Below are 17,536 nucleotides of genomic sequence, written 5' to 3'. Positions count from 1 at the left end.
CCACTTGCAAAACCGAGCGTCGACGTAAGTCACTTTCAAGTGCCCCCACCCTGGGGGCACTTTTTTTGTTGGGGGCACCACGCCCAGCACTACCCCTGCCGGCACCGCCTGCGCAGTTTGGCCATGGGTAGCAGCTGCGTCTGTTCGCAGGCATGTAGGGCTCCTCTTGTTTGCTGGTGTAGTGGTCATGTGTATATTTGCACGCTCCATTAGAACAAATCGGCGCGCGAATGCAATCAAAACTTTTGGCCGCGCCCCGTATGGGGGGCTTGGTTCTGGGGTGGATGCCATCCCGTCGACCGAATAGGGGACAAGAAGTCGATGGGGTTTGCTTCGATCAGTCGAAAACTGCTTGGTTTCAACCACGGTTGTGGATAACCGGCTTTGCGAAAAGCTGATTTTCAAGGCTTTTCTGTCCGCTCGGCCGGTAGTTGGATGGGGGCGATCTATGTTTTTTTGAGCTTCGCAAGAGCCCGATGATCGGATGCCTGATCTTGGCAGGCGTGACGCTTCGTTTCGAATCTGTTTTGGGGACCACGTATCGGCAGTGATAGGGGAGCGGGGGCTCGTCGCACGAAGCACCCTTTCCATCCGCCATCGACGTCCAGCACCGCATCGAGGAATACAGTCATGGCCCTGAAGAACTTGTCGTTGTTTCAAAAACTGATGGGCAGTTTTCTGATGCTGGCATTGCTCGTGACCTTGGCCGGCGGTACCGGCATCTACCTTATCGAGCAGGTGGCCCGAAGCGGCAACGCCGTGGTGGAAGAGCACGAGCCTTCCAAGGAGGTCGCCATGCGGGCGTCGATGGCAGCGATGGAGACCATTGAAGCGTGCCAGCACTACTTGCGATCCGAGTCGGAACTCAATGCGATCGAAGCGGAGATTCAGGAGGGACTCGAAGACATCGATATGTGGCTGGCGATGATCGAGTTCGGTACGGAGTCGGATCGATTCAAGAATAGTACGTCGGGTGACATGTACGTGAAGGATGGTATCCAACTGGTGCTCCAGCCTGGCACCGAAGAGATGCAGCAAGCGATTGAGCTGATCAAACAGCATCAGGCCGATTTTACGAGCAAAGCAAGTGATCTGGTAAAGCTGCACCAAGAGAAGGTGCAATACGTCTTTGAGCGAGATGGATTTCGATACGATATTACCTCGTTCTTATACGCAGCCGACGTGATGCATCGTCGATGGGTCGAGCAACTGGAGTCGTCCGTCAAGCATGGCAAGCCATTCTCAGGCGAGCTCAATCCTACCCAGTGCGCCTTGGGTACTTGGCTCGGTTCCTATCATTGTGACGACGAGTCGTTTATGGACCTTCTAGGAGAGCTGTCGGCGATGCACCGTAGGATCCATGGTGATGGGAAGCGGTTGATGGAGGCCACGGCGGAAGAACAGCCCGAGCTGCTGAAAGAGTCGCTAGTGCAAATGAAAGTGCTGTTGGCTCACTTGGACAAAATGCAATCGTATTCGATCCAGTTACTGGACTCGTTGGAGAAAAGCGAACAGTTTGCGATGCAAGCCATGTTCGACGAGGGAGAGGAGATGACGAAAGGTCTGACCGACCTGCAGGGACTCACCAATCAAGAGATGGATGCCTCGCATCAAAAAGCAACCGACGCCCGCTATTCTGCGAGGATCTTCTTGTTGGCACTCATCGCGGTCGCTTTTACCCTGGCGGTGAGTATTGGGTGGTTTATTTCGCGGAGCCTGACCGCTGCGTTGCTAGAGGTCGACAGTATTTCGCGCATGCTCTTGAGCAATTCTCATTCGCTGGCCAATGCTTCCGACGAACTCTCGAGTGGTGCTCAGGAGCAGGCGAGCAGCTTGGAGGAAACCGCGGCGAGTCTCGAGCAAATCACGTCGACCGTGCAACGCAATGCCGAGTACGCCAAACAGGCGAATCAGCTCTCAGGGCAATCGCGAAAAGTGGCTGAAAATGGGGGAGCGACCACCGAGCGAGCCGTCGAAGGCATGCAGCAGATCAACGAAGCCTCGCGGAGTATTCGCGACATCATCACCGCCATCGACGAAATTGCCTTCCAAACCAATCTGCTGGCACTCAACGCTGCGGTCGAATCCGCCCGCGCTGGTGAGCACGGGCGAGGGTTTGCTGTGGTGGCCAACGAAGTGGGCAACCTCGCCCAGCGGAGTGCCGAAGCGGCCAAGCAGATCAAGACATTGATTGAAGACTCCGTGTCGAAAGTGGAGCATGGATCGCAGTTGGTGGAACAATCGGGCGAAACGCTGACCGAAATCGTTACGTCGGTGAAAAGTGTGTCGGACCTGATCGAAGATATTGCCTCGGCTTCGAACGAGCAGGCCATCGGCATCGAACAGGTGAATCGCGCGGTCACGCAAATGGATCATGTGACGCAAGGCAATGCGTCGCAAACCGAGCAGCTTTCGAGCACCGCCGATTCGCTGGCAAGTCAGGCGAAGCACTTGATGGCTCTTGTCGATCAATTCAATTTGAAGCGGAGTCATACCAAGACCGCCGAAGTGCCAGTGAAGCAAAAATCAACTGCTGCACCCCAGGCTGCGGGTAAGCGAGTCGAGCGCTTTGGGTATCAGTCGCCTGCCAAGCAAGCGTGCTGGACGGACGATGTCGATGAGAAGGAGCAACAGCTCGCGACAGCTGCTGCGAGCGATGGTGGCTATACCGACTTCTAGCAATTGCTATCGCACCGGCATTCAGGTGCGAGCCTTAGAATTCGGTTTGAATCTGCGCGCGGATCAGTCGACCGTCGTCGCCGACGAGGATGTCGCTCGACGTGTTTTGTAACGCACTGCTCACCACGTTGGTGAAGTCGATCGAAAGTTTCATGTCGGTCGATTTTCGTGGGAACCAGTTCAGGCCGACGGCCACTTCGCCGGAGTTCCCAAACCGCCCGTTGATTTGCGAGTAGCGAACGTTCCACTCGAGCGTACGGGGGATCACAAAGTGTCCCCCTTCCACGAAGTACCCGTGTTGATACAGGTTGTAAGTCGGTAGCGCTCCGTTGGCCTCGAGTTGTTCGATCCATCGCAGGTAGACCTCGGAATTGAAGCTCCAACCGCGATACTTGGCAGCGAAGTCGACGCTATAGAGATAGATCTTGTAGGCCGAAACGGTAACGCCAGGTGCTAGTGCTCCGTTGGCGGTGAGCTGCGTGCCATCGGTCAGGCGGGTGAAGTCGGCCTCGCCGAGCGGCAGGCCATTCGTGCCTTCGGTAATCGGCGAATAAACCATCGAATGCCCCAGCCGCGCGACCGGATCGTCGGACGGCTGAAAGTCGACAATCTGGCTTCCGTACTTTCCACCGATATCGAAGTAGCTGGTTGCCGCGAAGGTCAGGTTGTTATCGGTCGCCGAGTCGGGCAGGTTGGACGTGGAATAACCGTTGCCGACCATCAGTTCGTAGCGACCCGTTTCGCCGAACTTGCCATTAGCGAAAATGCCGAGCGTGCGGTCGGGGCGGAAGAAATCGCACGCCATCGGCCGCTCGGTGAGTCGCGTGGAGCGTGCGCCGAGCAGCCATTGCCGACTGGCGGTGACTTTGCGTTTGCCGAATTGGATTTGGAAGTCGTCGCTGAAGTCCCACGCCCACCAGTAGTCGAAGAAGTCGACCGCGTGGCCGCCGTCGGTGTCGCCGTCGAGCTGCAGGAAGTAGGTGAGGCGTGGGTCCTTGGCGTAGCCAGAGAAGACGAGCCGGCCGCGCTCGATATCAAACGCGTTGCGATTGCGAATACTGTGCGTGTTGCCAGCCATGCTGGTCCACGACGAGACATCGCGACTGAAACCGTGATGGCGGAATTGAATCCAGCCGTTGATCTTGAGCTCGAACGGATGCTTCGCCGGATCGTAGGGGCGGATCACCAGGCCATCGTCGTACTCGGTTTGAAAGTGCAACAGCCGGTGCGAAGCGCTGTCGTCGATCGCCTGGCAGCTGGGGGCGGTCGATTGCTCGGTTAGCACCGGCAGTCGCCGAATCGTCAGTGGAGCTTCGCAGCCAGGCTCGGTGGAGAGATCGGGCTCGTAGATCGACTCCCAGCGATCCAGTCGCTCTTGCAGTTGGCGAATCTGAATCGCTTGCTGCTCGACGATCGCCGCCAGGTCGTCGGCGTCGCTGGCCGGCGTCGGCGTTTGCCCCTGGGCGATGCCAGCAAGTAGCCAGACCGCTAGCGCAATACGTAGTACTGGCTTGCCTGGCATGATGACCGATTCCTCGATTCCCGTAGAGATGCACACTCCCGTATCTGAGCATCGACGCTATCGCGAGTTCGATATGAGCGATTGTGTCGATTTTACCGGTTTGCGCAGCCGCCGAGTCGATGGTTGGAATCGCCTGCTAGCACGCCAGATGGATGCTACTTGCTGGTGAGTTCGAGCATCTCTTCGCCAAACGCCTGGCCAACCTCGTAGATGATTTTGGGGCTGCCGAGGTAATGGTACGGGCGATCGTTGCCAAAGTGCTTCCACGCTTCGACGTCGTCCTTCCAGGTCTTGAAGGCCTCGGCCGCGTCGGCGTCCCAGTACTGGTCGGTTTTCACCACCGCGACGTTGCCCGCGAACTCCGGCAGCTCGGCCGCAGCCGCCTGGTTGGCCTTGAAGCGTTCCTTCTTGTCGCTCGTGGGATCGTCGCCCTGGTATGGTCCGTCGACCCCCATCTGGCCGATGATGAACGGCAACTCCGGCGCCTGCAGATCGCTCCGCACGTCTTTGATGAAGTGCGCCATGTTGTCGGTGTAAGCGGCGGAGTATTCGTCTCTGATCATGTCGTTCCAGCCTTGGAACCACACGAAGCCTGCGAGTTCGAATTTCTTGTCGGCCAGCTCCGGAAAGAGTTGCTGATAGTTTTCGCGGGCGTGCTTCACTTCGCTCAGCATATCGCGATAAGCAAAGCCATACTTCTGCTTCACGTCGTCGAGCGTTGCTTCGGGCTCGCGTTTCTGAAGCTGCTCGAGTTCTTTCGATAGCTGTTCGTCGCTGGGCAGGCCGGCCGATGGCGGGCGGAAATCGCGGTACAACGAACGACCACCGTACGCGGCTTTCACGATCAGCACTGGCTCGTCGAGCGCGTTGCCAACCGTCCAGCCGAACCCGAGCTCGGGGCCGAAGCGATCGTTGCGGGCGCCGTAGCCGACAGTCAGTTTGCCATGGCGGTCGAGAAAGTGGATATACACGTCGTCGCGGCTCAGGTAATTGCCTTGGCCGTCGTGCAGATGGGCGAACATCTCGCGGGTGCGGGGCTCGATGATCTGGTGCCCGAGCGTTTCGAGCGAAGCCTGGCCCTGCATGTTCGACTGCCCGACTAGCACAAATACCTTCACCGAGTCGGCCGCGGTCGCAGCCTGGTGACTCAGCAGCATTAGCATCGCGGCAACAGCAAAGGCAACAGTTCGCATGGCAAGCTCCCAGCAGTTCGAAAGGGGATGAGCATCAATACCGAGCATTATTTCGCCGGGTGTTGCGGTTGTCCCCTGCATTACCTCATGTGGGGGGTGTTGTGCGAGTGGGGAGTGTGGGAGAGATGCGGGGACAACTGTCGCACTTACAGGCGATACTCCGTGCCACCTGGGAAAAAAGGCAGGTTGGCCTGTAACAGCAGGAGAGTAGGTACGTAGTAGCGATTAGGGAGATTTCCGGCCTGTGAATCTGGGTTTTGCGAGTGGTCTGAACACTAGGACTGTCGTCACAAACGGGATAACATCATGGGCTTGGGACGATCTCACCGGAATGATGCTCAGGCTTTCCGTTGTTGGTAGGCCGATCGCAAGTAGCCCAAAAATACATCGAATCGTCTCAATCGCCTCGCGAGTCAGGTCGCCTTGGCGGCCTACCCCTCGCGAGCGGCCTAACTTCCCCCCCGCCTATCTCTCTCGAACCGCAAAGCCCCATGTTTGATGCACTGGGAAAATTGGTGAACCGCTTCTGGCTGGTGCTTCTAGTCGGTTGGATCGTTCTGGCCATTGGTTTGAAGATGGTCGCCCCGAGCTGGAAAGACGTAGCTCTGGATGGCGACTTCGATTACCTGCCAGAGAACTCCACTAGCCGCCGTGGCATTGAACTGTTGAAAAAGGCATTCCCCGATGAGAATGTCAAAAGCCAAATCGCGCTGGTCTTTGCCCGGCCCGATCGCCCGCTCGACAAACTTGATCGCCAGTACGCGATCGACGTCGCAAACAAGCTGGCCCACGTCGATCACAACAATACAGAGAATCTACAGGCACTCAAGAACCTGATTGTCGAGAAGTTCGGCAGCGATCCCACGAACATCACTCCCGAGACCTTGCTGGTAACTCTTGAGCAAGCGGAAGCAGCCGCAAGCGACTCCGGCGAGTCGGCTCCACCGGTTCCGTCGCTAGGGTTGTCGGCCACCGAAGTCACCGAACTCGTCGATGAGTGGATCAAGAAGTTCAACGCGGTACCGCCGACCGATCCGGTGAAGGCGTTCACCACGGTCGGCGATATGGTGGACTACGTGAACCTGCCGTGGGCGGATCCGCAGAACCGGGTCTGGACCGAGCTGACTCCCGTGGTCGGGCAGATGCTCAAGAACAATCGTCGCTCGGCTCGTCCCACATCGGCCGACTCCAACGAAGCCCGTTTGGAGGGCCACGCGGTGATGGTGGTCGGGCGTTTGACCACCGACATGATGGCCACCGAGAACGTCGGCATCCTCAGAGCCGTCACCGAATTGGTGGATGCCGCTCGGCAGGATCCAAACAAGCCCGAGGGGCTCGACATCGGCCTCAGTGGTTCGGCCATGATCGGCGGCGACATGCAAGCGTCGGTCGCCGAGAGCTTGAAGAGCACCGAGACCACTACCGTGATTCTGGTGTTCCTCTGTTTGATCGTGATCTATCGCTCACCGCTGTTGGTAATCATCCCCATGGCGACTATCGCGATCAGCTTGAGCGTTGCGAGCGACGTGGTCGCTTTGCTGGCCGAGTACTTTGCTCCCGGCAATATCACCCTGTTTGGCATTACGAGTGACTTCAAGATTTTCACGACCACTAAGATCTTCGTGATCGTGATTCTGTTTGGTGCGGGTACCGACTTCTGCTTGTTCTTGATCTCGCGATTTAAGGAAGAGCTGGGGCTTGGCACCGATATCAACAAAGCGTCGGGCACCGCGCTGTCGAACGTCGGCGACGCACTGGCCGCGAGTGCGTTTACTACCATTCTTGGTTTGGCCACGATGTTCTTCGCCGAGTACGGCAAGTTCGTTTACTCTGGCCCGGTAGTTGCCATCTGTTTGTTTGTCGCATTGCTGGCGTGCATTTCGTTTGCCCCCTCGCTGTTGCGAGCGTTCGGCAAGGTGGTGTTCTGGCCGTTCGGCATTCACAACGAAGATCACGAAGCTCGCGAGGGCGAATCGTTCGACGACCAAATGCGTCGCATGTCGCCGCTCTGGAACTGGGTGGCCGTGCAGGTGCTGAAGCGTCCCGGTTGGATTCTCTGGGGGGCGTTGGGCATCGCTGCGGTGTTTATTCTCGAAGGCCTCGACGTGCAGGTAACGCACGACTTCATGAACGAGTTGGCCGAGGATCGCGCCAGCAAGCAAGGCACCGAGTTGATTCGCGAGTACTTCCCGCCAGGTGAAAGTGCCCCGATGTCGGTGGTTGCCTACTTGCCGGAGGGGCAGTTGAACGAGAAGGGCAACTACTCGATCGCCTACCTGAATATGTACTTGTACAACGTCGAAGGAGTGGCCGACGTCCGCAGTTTGTACAAGCCGCGCGGCGGTGATCCGACCAGTAGTGAGAACCTTACCGCGTTGGCCGTGGCCGGCAGCCCACTCGCGAAAAGCACGTTTGTTTCCGAGACCGGCGAGTACGCTGGGCGAGTGACACAGTTGCACTTGGTGCTCGATAAAGATCCCTTCTCCCGCGACGCCCGCAAGATCGTCGACGTGCTCGAAGAGAAACTCGGTGCGATCAGTCGCGGTGAGCAGCTTCCCGAGCAAGCGCCCGAATGGTTTGCCAGCGGCAACGACGCCTGGCAGAAAGTGCGCGAGGGACTGGGGGCCTGGAAAGGGGCCACGTTCGAATACATCGGCACCACGCCTGGTATGCGTGACTTGCAGAACGTCACCTCGCGCGACGAGACCACGATCAAGATGTGGGTCGTCGGCGCGGTGTTCGCAGTGATCGTGTTGATTCTCCGCCGACCGATGGTCTGCGTGTACTTGATTATCACCGTACTGCTTTCGTACTACGGAACGATCGGCCTGACCGAGATCTTCTTCGGCTGGTTCTACGGCGATACCTTCGATGGGCTCGACTGGAAGGCACCGGTCTTCTTGTTCGTGATCCTCATCGCAGTGGGACAAGACTACAACATCTACCTCACCACGCGTGTTTTCGAGGAGCAAGAAAAGCTCGGCCCACGTCGCGGCCTGCGTAAAGCAATGGTGCAGACCGGTGGCATCATCACCAGTTGCGGCATCATCATGGCCGGCACGTTCATCGCGATGACCACCGGTACGCTTCGCGGTATGATCGAGCTGGGATTCTCGCTCTCGCTTGGTGTACTACTCGATACGTTCTTCGTGCGTACCGTGGTAGTTCCTTGCTTCTTTGCTTTGATGTCTGGAAAGGAAGAAGACCCTTCTGCCAGCGAGAACGAACCGCAAGAAGCCGATGCAACTAGCACTCCGGCGAAATCAGCCAAGCAGCCGACAGCGGCTCGCTCGAAAGATGCATCCATTACCAAATCGGCAAGTTAACAGCGCCAACTTGGTAGCCGTCACTGCTAGCGCAGTGTGGGAAAAGATGACGATAATGTTAAATTCTTCTATTTTCCCTTGCGCCCTGATTGACTCAGACGTACCAAGTAACGAGACTACGGTTGTGACACTTACTTGTTGCTCACATTCATCCATCCAGCTGTTCGCACACCCGCACTGATCATACTTCTACGACCCGCGAATAGCGACGCCGGAGGGACCCAATCGGGTCCCTTCGGTTTTTTTATGCGCCCATTTCTACCTGGGCCGCGATGGTGCTCGAAGGGAGATTGCCCCGATCCGGTTAGCCGGGCGAACCGCTAGAAAGTCGACAAAAAGGCGTGCGGCGACCCGCTGTGAGATTTTGTGAGAATAAGTGAATTGACATATCGTGATGTTACGATATATTTGAGTGTAGGAGGCAATCGAAAACTATGGCAAATGCAAACGAAATGCGACTGACGAACCTGGGTGCCCTCGACCAAGCGGCCGAGTGCCTGCGAACGCTGGCACACCCCCATCGCCTTCGCATGGTGCAAATGCTGCTGCAGGATGAATACACGGTAGGCGAGCTGGCCGAGGCGTGCGAGATTCCTAGCCATATGGCTTCGGAGCATCTGCGATTGATGCAACGCTGTGGCCTGCTCGAGAGCACCAAGGATGGCCGCAAGCGGTACTACTCGGTGGGAGAACCTCATCTGGCGTCGATTATGACCTGCATCGAGACCCGATTCGGTACCAAGTAGTCGGTCGATGCAAAAGCTGCGTGTGATTCGGGAAACTGTCACAAATGAAATGTCGTATTGTCGCGATGTTACAAACAATAGAAGGAGCCTGGCAATGGCCGTTCAAAACATGAGTCCTGAAGAGTTCAAGCAAGTTCACAACAGCGGTAACGTGACGTTGATCGACGTGCGTACGCCGGTTGAGTTTCGCGAAATCCATGTTCGCGGAGCGATGAATGTTCCCCTCGATCGGCTGTCGGCTGATAATGTGCCGCAGCGCTCGGAAGACGAGCCGTTGTACGTGGTTTGTCAGAAGGGGGGCCGCTCGGCCCAGGCTTGCCAAAAGCTCGATGCCGCCGGCGTGCAGAACATTGTGAACGTGGAAGGTGGTACCATGGGTTGCCACGCAGCCGGCATGCCGGTGGTGAAAGGCAAGAAGGCCATCTCGCTCGAACGCCAAGTTCGCATCGCGGCCGGACTGCTTGTGCTGACTGGCGTCGGGCTGAGCTTCGTGCACCCAGCCTGGATTGCCTTGTCGGGGTTTGTGGGAGCGGGCTTGGTGTTTGCTGGCGTGACCGACACGTGTGGCATGGGCATGCTGCTGGCTCGGATGCCTTGGAACCAGGTCACCGATACCAGTTGCTGCACCACCAACGTGAAGAGTGCCGCCTGACATGCCGCAGGGCATCTGTCCATTTGAAAAACTCTAACCTCATTGAATGATCATGAAGATTGTTATCGTCGGTGGTGTCGCCGGTGGGGCCAGCGCGGCCGCTCGGGCACGTAGGTTATCGGAATCGGCCGAAATCATCCTCGTCGAACGAGGCAGCGACCCGTCGTTCGCCAACTGCGGCATGCCTTACTACGTGGGTGGCACGATTGAATCGCGAGACAAGCTGCTCGTGAGCCCTGTCGAACGGCTTCGTCAGCGTTACCAACTCGATGTGCGTATTCGTGAATCGGTCGAGTCGATCGATCGCAAGGCGAAGCAGGTGACGATCAAACGCCTCGACACCGGCGAGGAGTACACCGAGAGTTACGACAAGTTGATTCTCGCGCCGGGGGCCGCTCCGTTTCGACCGCCGATCCCAGGGATCGATTTGCCAGGCATCTACACCCTACGCAACTTGGACGACGCCGATCGGCTGGCGAGTGCGACTCGCGAAGCGAAGCGGGCGGTGATTATCGGCGCAGGATTCATCGGCATCGAAATGGCCGAGAACCTGGTGCATCGCGGACTCGAAACCGCAGTGGTGGAACTCAACACGCAGATTCTGCCGCCGTGGGATGCCGAGATGATCGCCCCGCTCGAGACGTTGCTACTTGAGAAAGGAGTGTCGCTCCACTTGGGGACCCAAGCCAGCGAGTTCCGCCAAGCGGGTGATCATCTGGAAGTGGTGCTCTCTAACGGCGAAGTGCTGCCGGCCGATTTCGTGGTGCTCTCCATCGGAGTCCGCCCCGAAAACATGCTGGCGGTGAATGCCGAGCTGAACGTCGCCCAACGCGGCGGCATTCAGGTAAACGCTCACCAGCAGACTAACGATCCCGACATCTACGCAGTGGGCGATGCGATCGAAGTAACGGAAGTCGTATCGGGCACTCCGGTGCAGATACCGCTGGCAGGTCCGGCGAACCGTCAGGGACGCATCGCGGCCGATCACATTTTTGGTCGCGACTCGAAGTATCGCGGAACGCAAGGCACCGCCATCGTGGGACTTTGGAAACACGGCGCGGCCATGACCGGGTTGAGCGAAAAAGTGTGCCAGCGCATGGGGTTGGAGTACGAGAAGGTCTACCTGCACCCAGGTAGCCATGCCGGCTACTACCCTGGTGCGAAAGGGATGTCGATCAAGGTGTTGTTCGATCCGAAGTCGGGGCGGTTGCTCGGCGGGCAGATCGTCGGCACCGAGAGCATCGACAAGCGGACCGACGTGCTCGCCATGGCGATTCAGGCTGGGATGACCGTGGAGGACCTCGAAGAGGCCGAACTCTGCTACGCTCCTCAATACGGATCGGCCAAGGATCCCGTGAACATGGCAGGCTTCATTGCTGCAGGTGCGATGCGTGGCGACCAACCAGTCGCCCACTCGACCGCTCTAGTGCAAGGCGAGCTGGACGACGCTCTGCTGCTCGATGTTCGCACTCCGCAGGAGTTTGCCGATGGAGCCATCGACGGAGCGAAGAACATTCCGCTCGACGAACTGCGTGATCACCTCGACGATTTGCCGAAGGATCAACCGATCGTCGCGTACTGCAAAGTCGGCCAGCGCGGCTACATGGCCACCCGTATTCTGCTGGAACACGGATTCCAAGCACGCAACCTAAGTGGCGGTTACACCACCTACATGCATGTGACCGCGACGCAACCAAGTTAAGCCTCGCGCGGCTGCTTGTTTGGGGACAGGATCAAGGATCCCCTCGCTCTCTTAATCGATCGTTGGCTAGTTTTCGTTGAGAGCGGGGGGGTCCATCCATATACCGATCTCACGCCGACCGTTTGAGTCGGCAATCGCATGGGGCATCGAACCGGTGTTGCTCAGCGCGGTCACCTGACCATCCGCACCGATGGCAATCAGCCCGCCTTGGTTGGGTTTCAGAATATTGGTCAGGCAGTGCTGCACCGCTTGCTCTGGCGTTTGGCCTGCTTCGACCAGCCAGGCAACTCGGGCGCACAGCACGTGTCGCATGTACTCTTCGCCGATGCCGGTACCGCTGACACCGCAAAACTGGTTGGCGTACGTTCCCGCACCGACGATCGGGGTGTCGCCGACCCGTCCTGCCATTTTGCCATTCAGCCCGCCGGTGCTGGTGGCCGCGGCGAGATGCCCCTCGGCGTCGAGCACCACGCAGCCGACCGTGTTGCCCGGTTCGTCGGCGCTAGCATCGGGCTCGATCCCCTGCCCTGGCTCCAAGGGATAGCCGGGGGTCGCGAGCGGTTCGAGGTTGCGACGCTCCCGATAGCGATTGAGGGCGTGGAAGCGTCGGCTCGTGAAGTAATACGATTGGTCCACGTGCTCGCATCCAGCAGCCAGGGCGAACTCTTCGGCCCCTTCGCAAGCCAGCAGCATATGACGGGTGTCGTCCATCACATGGCGGGCGGCGCGGATGGGGTTCTTCAATTGGTTGACGTTGGTCACCGCGCCGGACGACAGCGTGCTGCCATCCATGATGCAAGCGTCGAGTTCATGAACTCCTGCGCCGGTGAAAACCGAACCTTTGCCAGCGTTGAAAATCGGCGAGTCTTCCAGGCAAACCACCACCGCTTCGGCGACATCCACCGCCGACTTGCCTTGCTCCAGCAGTTCCACTCCCACCTGCATCGCCTGGCGCACTCCGTTTTCGTAGCCAGTGCGAATGTCGTCGGGCGAGTCGCCGGGAATGCTGCCGGCTCCGCCATGGAGCACCAGCACCCAGCGTGGATTGCTGTTGGGTTGATCGTCCGCAGTTCCATCCATGGCAGTCATATCCCAGGCGAGTAATACGCATTCTAAAGAAGAGCTGCGCGCTTTCTATTGCGCTTTCCTATTCCCCCCATCATAATGCGACTTTCCGAGAACATGGAGGTCGCGATGAAAGTGGCGGGGCATCTTCCGCTTGCGGAGTTAAAGCGATTGGAGCGTGTGGAGAAGAACGTCAATCGCTCCAAGCGGTTGCGGATTCTGATCTTAGGTCACGAGGGCTGGACGGCCCCCGCTGTGGCAGCCGCTGTTGGGCTATCGCGACGGGCGTGCCAGGAGTGGGTCGCCCGATACAATCGACACGGGCTGGCGGGGCTGGACGACCACCGCGGTGGGTCGTTGAACCTGCCACTCACAGCCGACCAAGAGCAGACGTTTCGTGAGCGTCTCGCGGCAGGGCCAACGAGCGAAGACCTTGTCTGCTCGTTGCGGGGCAAGGACTTCCAACGCATCTTGGCCGAGGAGTTCGGCGTGAGGCGGTCGTTGCCTGCGGTGTACTGGCTGCTACACCGATTGGGCTACAGCTACCTGCGTCCCAGGCCGCGTCATCGCAAAGCAGACCCTGAAAAGATCGAGGCGTTCAAGCGGGAGTGGCCTGAGCGAATCAAGGAGATCGCCGCGGAGCATCCCCATAAACAGCTGCGGGTCTACTTCCAGGACGAATCACGGTTCGGACAGCAGGGGACCAACACCAACCTGTGGGCCGAGCGGGGCTCCCGACCGACCGCCGTCCGTCAAACCGAATACGAATACTTGTGGGTGATTGGGGCGGTCTGCCCGGAAACCGGACACGCCGAGGGCCTGCTGAGCCCGCAACTGAACACGAAGATCATTAACTCGTTCTTGGAATCGTTCTCCGAAACGATCCCCGAGGGCGAGCACGCCGTGATGATCTGGGATGGCGCCGGCTTCCACACCAGCAAGGCAATTCAGGTCCCAGAAAACGTGTCGCTGGTGCAACTGCCGCCCTACAGCCCTGAACTTAACCCAATCGAAAACCTCTGGCATTACCTCAAAAGCCACTTCTGGAGCAACCGGGCCTACGACGACTACGATGACTTGGAAGAAGCGGCCATGACCGCATGGCGGACCGCCGTGCTCAACGAAGAACTCATCAAAACCGTCTGTGCCGCCCCGTATGTTGATGGCGGCTCAAACGCGCAGGTTTAAATTAGAATGCGTATAAGGTGATCAGCAGAAGGGTGATGCACCGCATAGGGAATCCTTGCTTTTCGGAAGTGGCAAAAGGCTTCAGGCGGATCGCCTACGCGTTGGGCGACCTAACTCGCCAGACTACAAGGTCCAAGTCGTCACTTGAACAATGGCGGCCACGCCGAGCATGAACACTAGTATCCACAATCCAAATCGCCAGGCGTGATTCAGAATGGCGGGCATCGCTTCATGACGAGTCGCGGCATACACCAAGCTCACGCTGGCAACCAGCGGCAACGCATACCATAGACGACCTGTCATGGCAGCCAGGGGAACCAGTGTCGATAGCTGAGCTAAGGCGGAAAGCATCATGGCAGGTCTTACGTGGAGGAGTCGGAGTTGGCGTTATCGTCGGACTTTGGTTCTGGCTTCAAATGCGTGAGTGGTCCCCACCTTGCATCACAGATCGCCAGCACATTCATCAGCCCAGCAATCATCGTAAACACGGTGCCTAGCTCGAACAGGTAATTGTAATCGTGGTTCCACTTTTCGCGTTCCGAAATATGGAGCACGGTGTTCTTCGACTGATCGGTCGACTGCAGGTACTCCGCTTCCAGCACGCCACGTTCGGTAGCCGGCGATGCGAGCTGTAGCGTTTGCACGTTGTACGGGGGACGCTCGAAGTTATCGCCGAACCAGTGCAGCGGTTCGTTGCCATTCTCCACTCGCCAGGTCTGCACATAGGCGGGCAGCGCCGGCAGCCCGATCGGCAGTTGGCAGGCATAGTGCCAGCGCTCTTTGAACTTGGTGAAGTTGCCGACCGGATTGGTGGTCGACGCGTAAACCACGCGCCCACCGCCGAGGTACATGCCGTACGCAAACGTGGCCATGATCGTAATCATGAACAGCAGCCCTTTGCCGACCCGCCGCTGATACAGGTGGCCGAGTCCAGGGAACAGCCAGGCGAGAAACGCCGCGAGCCGCGCATCCCGTAGATCGACCTCGGGTTGTTGGTCGGCGGTAGTGTACGGGTTGGGGTCGGCCATCACGATCCACGCTCTAAAGGGAAGCGGTAATTATCAATCTACTGGGGATTCGCCCGGTGAAATCCTATATTGTTATCCAATGTGGGGCTTTCCGCCAGATGTGTAGGCGGCCATGAATGCAAGCAGGAACCCAATGGGGGATCGGCTCCAGCTCATTTAGCTTACCTATTCTGTGGCTCATTCCTCTGGCCAGGTCCGCCAACTCCCCCGGTGCGCGAACCCCCACCATCGGGCCCCCGCTGCTAGCGATACATTCCCACCACCACGAATAGATTCCCAATTTACCCACCGATGGGAAAATTGAATTAGCACGCACTCTACAAAACCAGTGGTTTTCGGCTGCGAATAGATTCCCATTCCCAAAAACGCATCGAGTGGGAATCTATTTTCACGGGGGGAATCAATCGCAAGTCGTTTGATAGTAGAGAGTTGCATCAACACCTCCGCGATAGTTGCCCAAAATAGATTCCCATGGGTGGGAAAGTATTTTTGGTTGGACGTTGGGGGTTGGAAGTTGGGAGTTGGGAGTTCTGATTGCGGATGTCATCTTGAAGGAGCTTCCAGCGACTGAAAGATCTCAGCTAGCCATTTCGAGCGTGTCACCAACGAGCGCCCTGTAGGATGGGACCAGGAGCGACAGCGACGCAGCCCCATCACATGCATTACCAACACGCGCAGCAGCGAACGCCCACGCCGGCAACCCTTAGCCTGCGTGTCGCTAGTCGTTCGAGTTCAAAACAGCATCACATCTGATCCACCTCCAATCACCAAAAAAGCCAACAGCCGAAAGCTGATAGCCGACGGCCTCAGTCACCTGTCCATTAGAACACCATTGGTGGCCAATTCCCAGCGAAAACTGGAGCATTCAGAAAATTCGTTTAGCCCGCAGCCGAAGGCGATGGCTAGCGAGGTGGACCTGGAGCAACCACAAGAAGTCTCACGCAGAGACGCCGAGCCCGCGGAGGACAAGAGCACCACCGAGAGCCAGCCGGCTTCGACAACTGAGCCGCCCCCGCTCTCTAGCATTCCGTGAAAGGGAATCATCCCCCCGCAAAGGGTTGCGCCGCCGGGGGGAGAGAACAGCGAAACTCTCGGTAGGGTTAATGTGCTTCGGCCGATGAAACCTAGTGAGTCTCGGAGATTACTGAAGTGATTGAGGTTGTTACAACCGCCTGCAGATAGGTCACCCCGCTAGGTGATGTCGGTGATGTACACCGATGGCAGCTTCTGGGATATTCAAACCTGCGGCTAACGATGAAGCTGAGGGAGGTCCTTGGAAAATGTTTCGACGGTCGGGTTGGTGATAACTCATACACATGACATTGTGGTCGAAGCGGAAGGAAGCAATGATAGTCCGAGGTTGTCCAGTATATGCCAGATGACGGTGACCTGAATCTCGAACGCGTTATTCGCCTCGCGAAGAGAGATGTTTGTGATGCGATTTCTGCAAAGATTGCTCGACCGCTGACCGACGACGAATCGAGCGCCATCGCTACGATGGTCGGGACCGAGCATTTTTGGGCACGTGCTGAGGAACTTCGTATGTTCGTACAACACCGGAGTTCGAGTGATGTACAACACACGATAGCCGCCCTGGGCACTCAATACCGTAAAGGCACGCTTACGGTCCCAGGAGAGTCCAACAGTACGACATCGCGAGTGGTGCTCTGCGACATGTGCGATGCGACCGGCGTTTGCTACTGTATTCGCAAGGGTGCTGGAACGGCAGTCGGATGTCCACGGTGCAGTGGTACCGAGAAATGCCGGTACTGCAATGGAACTGGGAAGCGGTGAGGATGAATGCGGAGCAGCTGCGGTGCTGGCAAAAGTTGCCCAAGCGTTAATCGCGGAGGCGTCGAGAAGAATTGTGTGGGAAACCTGCGTAGACGAAGGAGCCGACGCATCCAAGCAATCCGTCTTACCGAAACCGCGAGCCGACTGTTCCGGCCTACCAACCGACCGAATGAGGACACTGAAGTGGGACTACGCGACGCCGAAGCGGCAATGGCCAAAGATAGAATCGATTGAGCAGACGTTTGAGTACGAGAAAGTCGATCTCTACCGAGATTGTATCCGAAAGTACGTAGATGCGAAGCGAGAGCTGTTTCCTGAATCACCAGCTCTCGTTGACGTCTCGGGCGGGAAAGTTGAGCTTCCAGGGGTCTTCGAGAAGAGGATCGAGGACTGGATGGAGCGTCACCCAGAGTACTCACCGTACATGCGAGGCTTCGCAAGAAACTACCTCATCAGTCTCTTGGATGATTCGTTCGCCGAAACTATGTACGAGCATCTGGCGGAGTTGGCTTTCGCAGGTGGCGACTTCTATGTCGAGACCGGCTTCTTCTACATCCGTGATGCTGGCGCCGTCTCTTCTTTGAGCTAGCGGATCGGGAGACAGTGGGTGGCCCTACCAAGCCGCCACAAGAAAACTCCGT

Annotated in this window: 13 protein-coding genes; 8 read left to right on the top strand and 5 right to left on the bottom strand. The window is 57.7% G+C overall.

All coding sequences use genetic code 11. From position 1 onward, the window contains the following. The first annotated feature begins 630 nt into the window (after positions 1–630). Complete coding sequence (locus tag Pan181_RS23825) at positions 631–2,679, top strand: methyl-accepting chemotaxis protein (protein ID WP_197528650.1); 2,049 nt, start codon at positions 631–633, stop codon at positions 2,677–2,679. 34 nt (positions 2,680–2,713) lie between these two features. Here Pan181_RS23825 and Pan181_RS23820 read toward each other — a convergent pair whose 3' ends face one another. Further along, on the bottom strand, positions 2,714–4,201 hold the full coding sequence (locus Pan181_RS23820) for a porin (RefSeq protein WP_145251144.1): 1,488 nt from the start codon (positions 4,199–4,201) through the stop codon (positions 2,714–2,716). Here Pan181_RS23820 and Pan181_RS26365 point away from each other — a divergent pair. Next, the gene (locus Pan181_RS26365; protein ID WP_197528649.1) at positions 4,200–4,370 is read left to right on the top strand and encodes a hypothetical protein; all 171 of its coding nucleotides are present in this window, start codon (positions 4,200–4,202) and stop codon (positions 4,368–4,370) included. The two genes, Pan181_RS23820 and Pan181_RS26365, sit on opposite strands and share 2 nt — an antisense overlap. On the opposite strand, the gene Pan181_RS23815 is transcribed toward Pan181_RS26365, so the two are convergent. Continuing rightward, complete coding sequence (locus Pan181_RS23815) at positions 4,357–5,394, bottom strand: sialate O-acetylesterase (protein WP_197528648.1); 1,038 nt, start codon at positions 5,392–5,394, stop codon at positions 4,357–4,359. The genes Pan181_RS26365 and Pan181_RS23815 overlap by 14 nt on opposite strands. A gap of 515 nt (positions 5,395–5,909) precedes the next feature. On the opposite strand from Pan181_RS23815, the gene Pan181_RS23810 reads away from it, so the two are divergent. The 4 genes from Pan181_RS23810 to Pan181_RS23795 all read left to right on the top strand — a co-directional run bounded on the left by Pan181_RS23810 (position 5,910) and on the right by Pan181_RS23795 (position 11,820). After that, on the top strand, positions 5,910–8,720 hold the full coding sequence (locus tag Pan181_RS23810) for an MMPL family transporter (protein ID WP_197528647.1): 2,811 nt from the start codon (positions 5,910–5,912) through the stop codon (positions 8,718–8,720). Positions 8,721–9,154: 434 nt separating this feature from the next. Beyond that, positions 9,155–9,466 (top strand): ArsR/SmtB family transcription factor, encoded by a 312-nt coding sequence (locus Pan181_RS23805; protein WP_145251135.1) that lies wholly within the window; start codon positions 9,155–9,157, stop codon positions 9,464–9,466. 94 nt (positions 9,467–9,560) lie between these two features. Next, positions 9,561–10,118, top strand: coding sequence for a rhodanese-like domain-containing protein (locus tag Pan181_RS23800; protein WP_145251132.1), 558 nt, complete (start codon positions 9,561–9,563; stop codon positions 10,116–10,118). A gap of 52 nt (positions 10,119–10,170) precedes the next feature. Then, positions 10,171–11,820 (top strand): FAD-dependent oxidoreductase, encoded by a 1,650-nt coding sequence (locus tag Pan181_RS23795; RefSeq protein WP_145251129.1) that lies wholly within the window; start codon positions 10,171–10,173, stop codon positions 11,818–11,820. A 66-nt stretch (positions 11,821–11,886) separates the two neighbouring features. Here Pan181_RS23795 and Pan181_RS23790 read toward each other — a convergent pair whose 3' ends face one another. Beyond that, positions 11,887–12,900, bottom strand: a complete 1,014-nt coding sequence (locus tag Pan181_RS23790) for an isoaspartyl peptidase/L-asparaginase family protein (protein WP_197528646.1) — start codon at positions 12,898–12,900, stop codon at positions 11,887–11,889. 84 nt (positions 12,901–12,984) lie between these two features. Between Pan181_RS23790 and Pan181_RS23785 the strand changes: the two genes are divergently transcribed. Continuing rightward, positions 12,985–14,073: an IS630 family transposase gene (locus Pan181_RS23785; RefSeq protein WP_145246142.1), complete on the top strand. Its 1,089-nt coding sequence runs from the start codon at positions 12,985–12,987 to the stop codon at positions 14,071–14,073. A gap of 123 nt (positions 14,074–14,196) precedes the next feature. Here Pan181_RS23785 and Pan181_RS23780 read toward each other — a convergent pair whose 3' ends face one another. Both Pan181_RS23780 and Pan181_RS23775 read right to left on the bottom strand, forming a co-directional pair. Then, positions 14,197–14,427 (bottom strand): hypothetical protein, encoded by a 231-nt coding sequence (locus Pan181_RS23780; protein ID WP_231943686.1) that lies wholly within the window; start codon positions 14,425–14,427, stop codon positions 14,197–14,199. A gap of 8 nt (positions 14,428–14,435) precedes the next feature. Further along, on the bottom strand, positions 14,436–15,101 hold the full coding sequence (locus Pan181_RS23775; RefSeq protein WP_145251123.1) for a DUF6677 family protein: 666 nt from the start codon (positions 15,099–15,101) through the stop codon (positions 14,436–14,438). Between the two features lie 1,681 nt (positions 15,102–16,782). On the opposite strand from Pan181_RS23775, the gene Pan181_RS23770 reads away from it, so the two are divergent. Next, entirely contained in the window at positions 16,783–17,484 is a 702-nt protein-coding gene (locus Pan181_RS23770) for a hypothetical protein (protein ID WP_145251120.1), read from the top strand. Positions 17,485–17,536: the final 52 nt, after the last annotated feature.

This window comes from Aeoliella mucimassa, assembly GCF_007748035.1.
In the GTDB taxonomy this organism is placed as follows: domain Bacteria; phylum Planctomycetota; class Planctomycetia; order Pirellulales; family Lacipirellulaceae; genus Aeoliella; species Aeoliella mucimassa.
The sequence above is the reverse complement of the archived record's forward strand: the minus strand, read 5'-3'. Positions and strand labels throughout refer to the sequence as shown.

Bases quoted from the DNA above. Each gene is read 5' to 3' on its own strand.
- Pan181_RS23825 (WP_197528650.1), top strand. From the start codon at position 631: ATGGCCCTGAAGAACTTGTCGTTGTTTCAAAAACTGATGGGCAGTTTT.
- Pan181_RS26365 (WP_197528649.1), top strand. From the start codon at position 4,200: ATGATGACCGATTCCTCGATTCCCGTAGAGATGCACACTCCCGTATCT.
- Pan181_RS23820 (WP_145251144.1), bottom strand. From the start codon at position 4,201: ATGCCAGGCAAGCCAGTACTACGTATTGCGCTAGCGGTCTGGCTACTT.
- Pan181_RS23815 (WP_197528648.1), bottom strand. From the start codon at position 5,394: ATGCGAACTGTTGCCTTTGCTGTTGCCGCGATGCTAATGCTGCTGAGT.
- Pan181_RS23805 (WP_145251135.1), top strand. From the start codon at position 9,155: ATGGCAAATGCAAACGAAATGCGACTGACGAACCTGGGTGCCCTCGAC.
- Pan181_RS23800 (WP_145251132.1), top strand. From the start codon at position 9,561: ATGGCCGTTCAAAACATGAGTCCTGAAGAGTTCAAGCAAGTTCACAAC.
- Pan181_RS23795 (WP_145251129.1), top strand. From the start codon at position 10,171: ATGAAGATTGTTATCGTCGGTGGTGTCGCCGGTGGGGCCAGCGCGGCC.
- Pan181_RS23790 (WP_197528646.1), bottom strand. From the start codon at position 12,900: ATGGATGGAACTGCGGACGATCAACCCAACAGCAATCCACGCTGGGTG.
- Pan181_RS23785 (WP_145246142.1), top strand. From the start codon at position 12,985: ATGCGACTTTCCGAGAACATGGAGGTCGCGATGAAAGTGGCGGGGCAT.
- Pan181_RS23780 (WP_231943686.1), bottom strand. From the start codon at position 14,427: ATGATGCTTTCCGCCTTAGCTCAGCTATCGACACTGGTTCCCCTGGCT.
- Pan181_RS23775 (WP_145251123.1), bottom strand. From the start codon at position 15,101: ATGGCCGACCCCAACCCGTACACTACCGCCGACCAACAACCCGAGGTC.
- Pan181_RS23770 (WP_145251120.1), top strand. From the start codon at position 16,783: ATGCGACCGGCGTTTGCTACTGTATTCGCAAGGGTGCTGGAACGGCAG.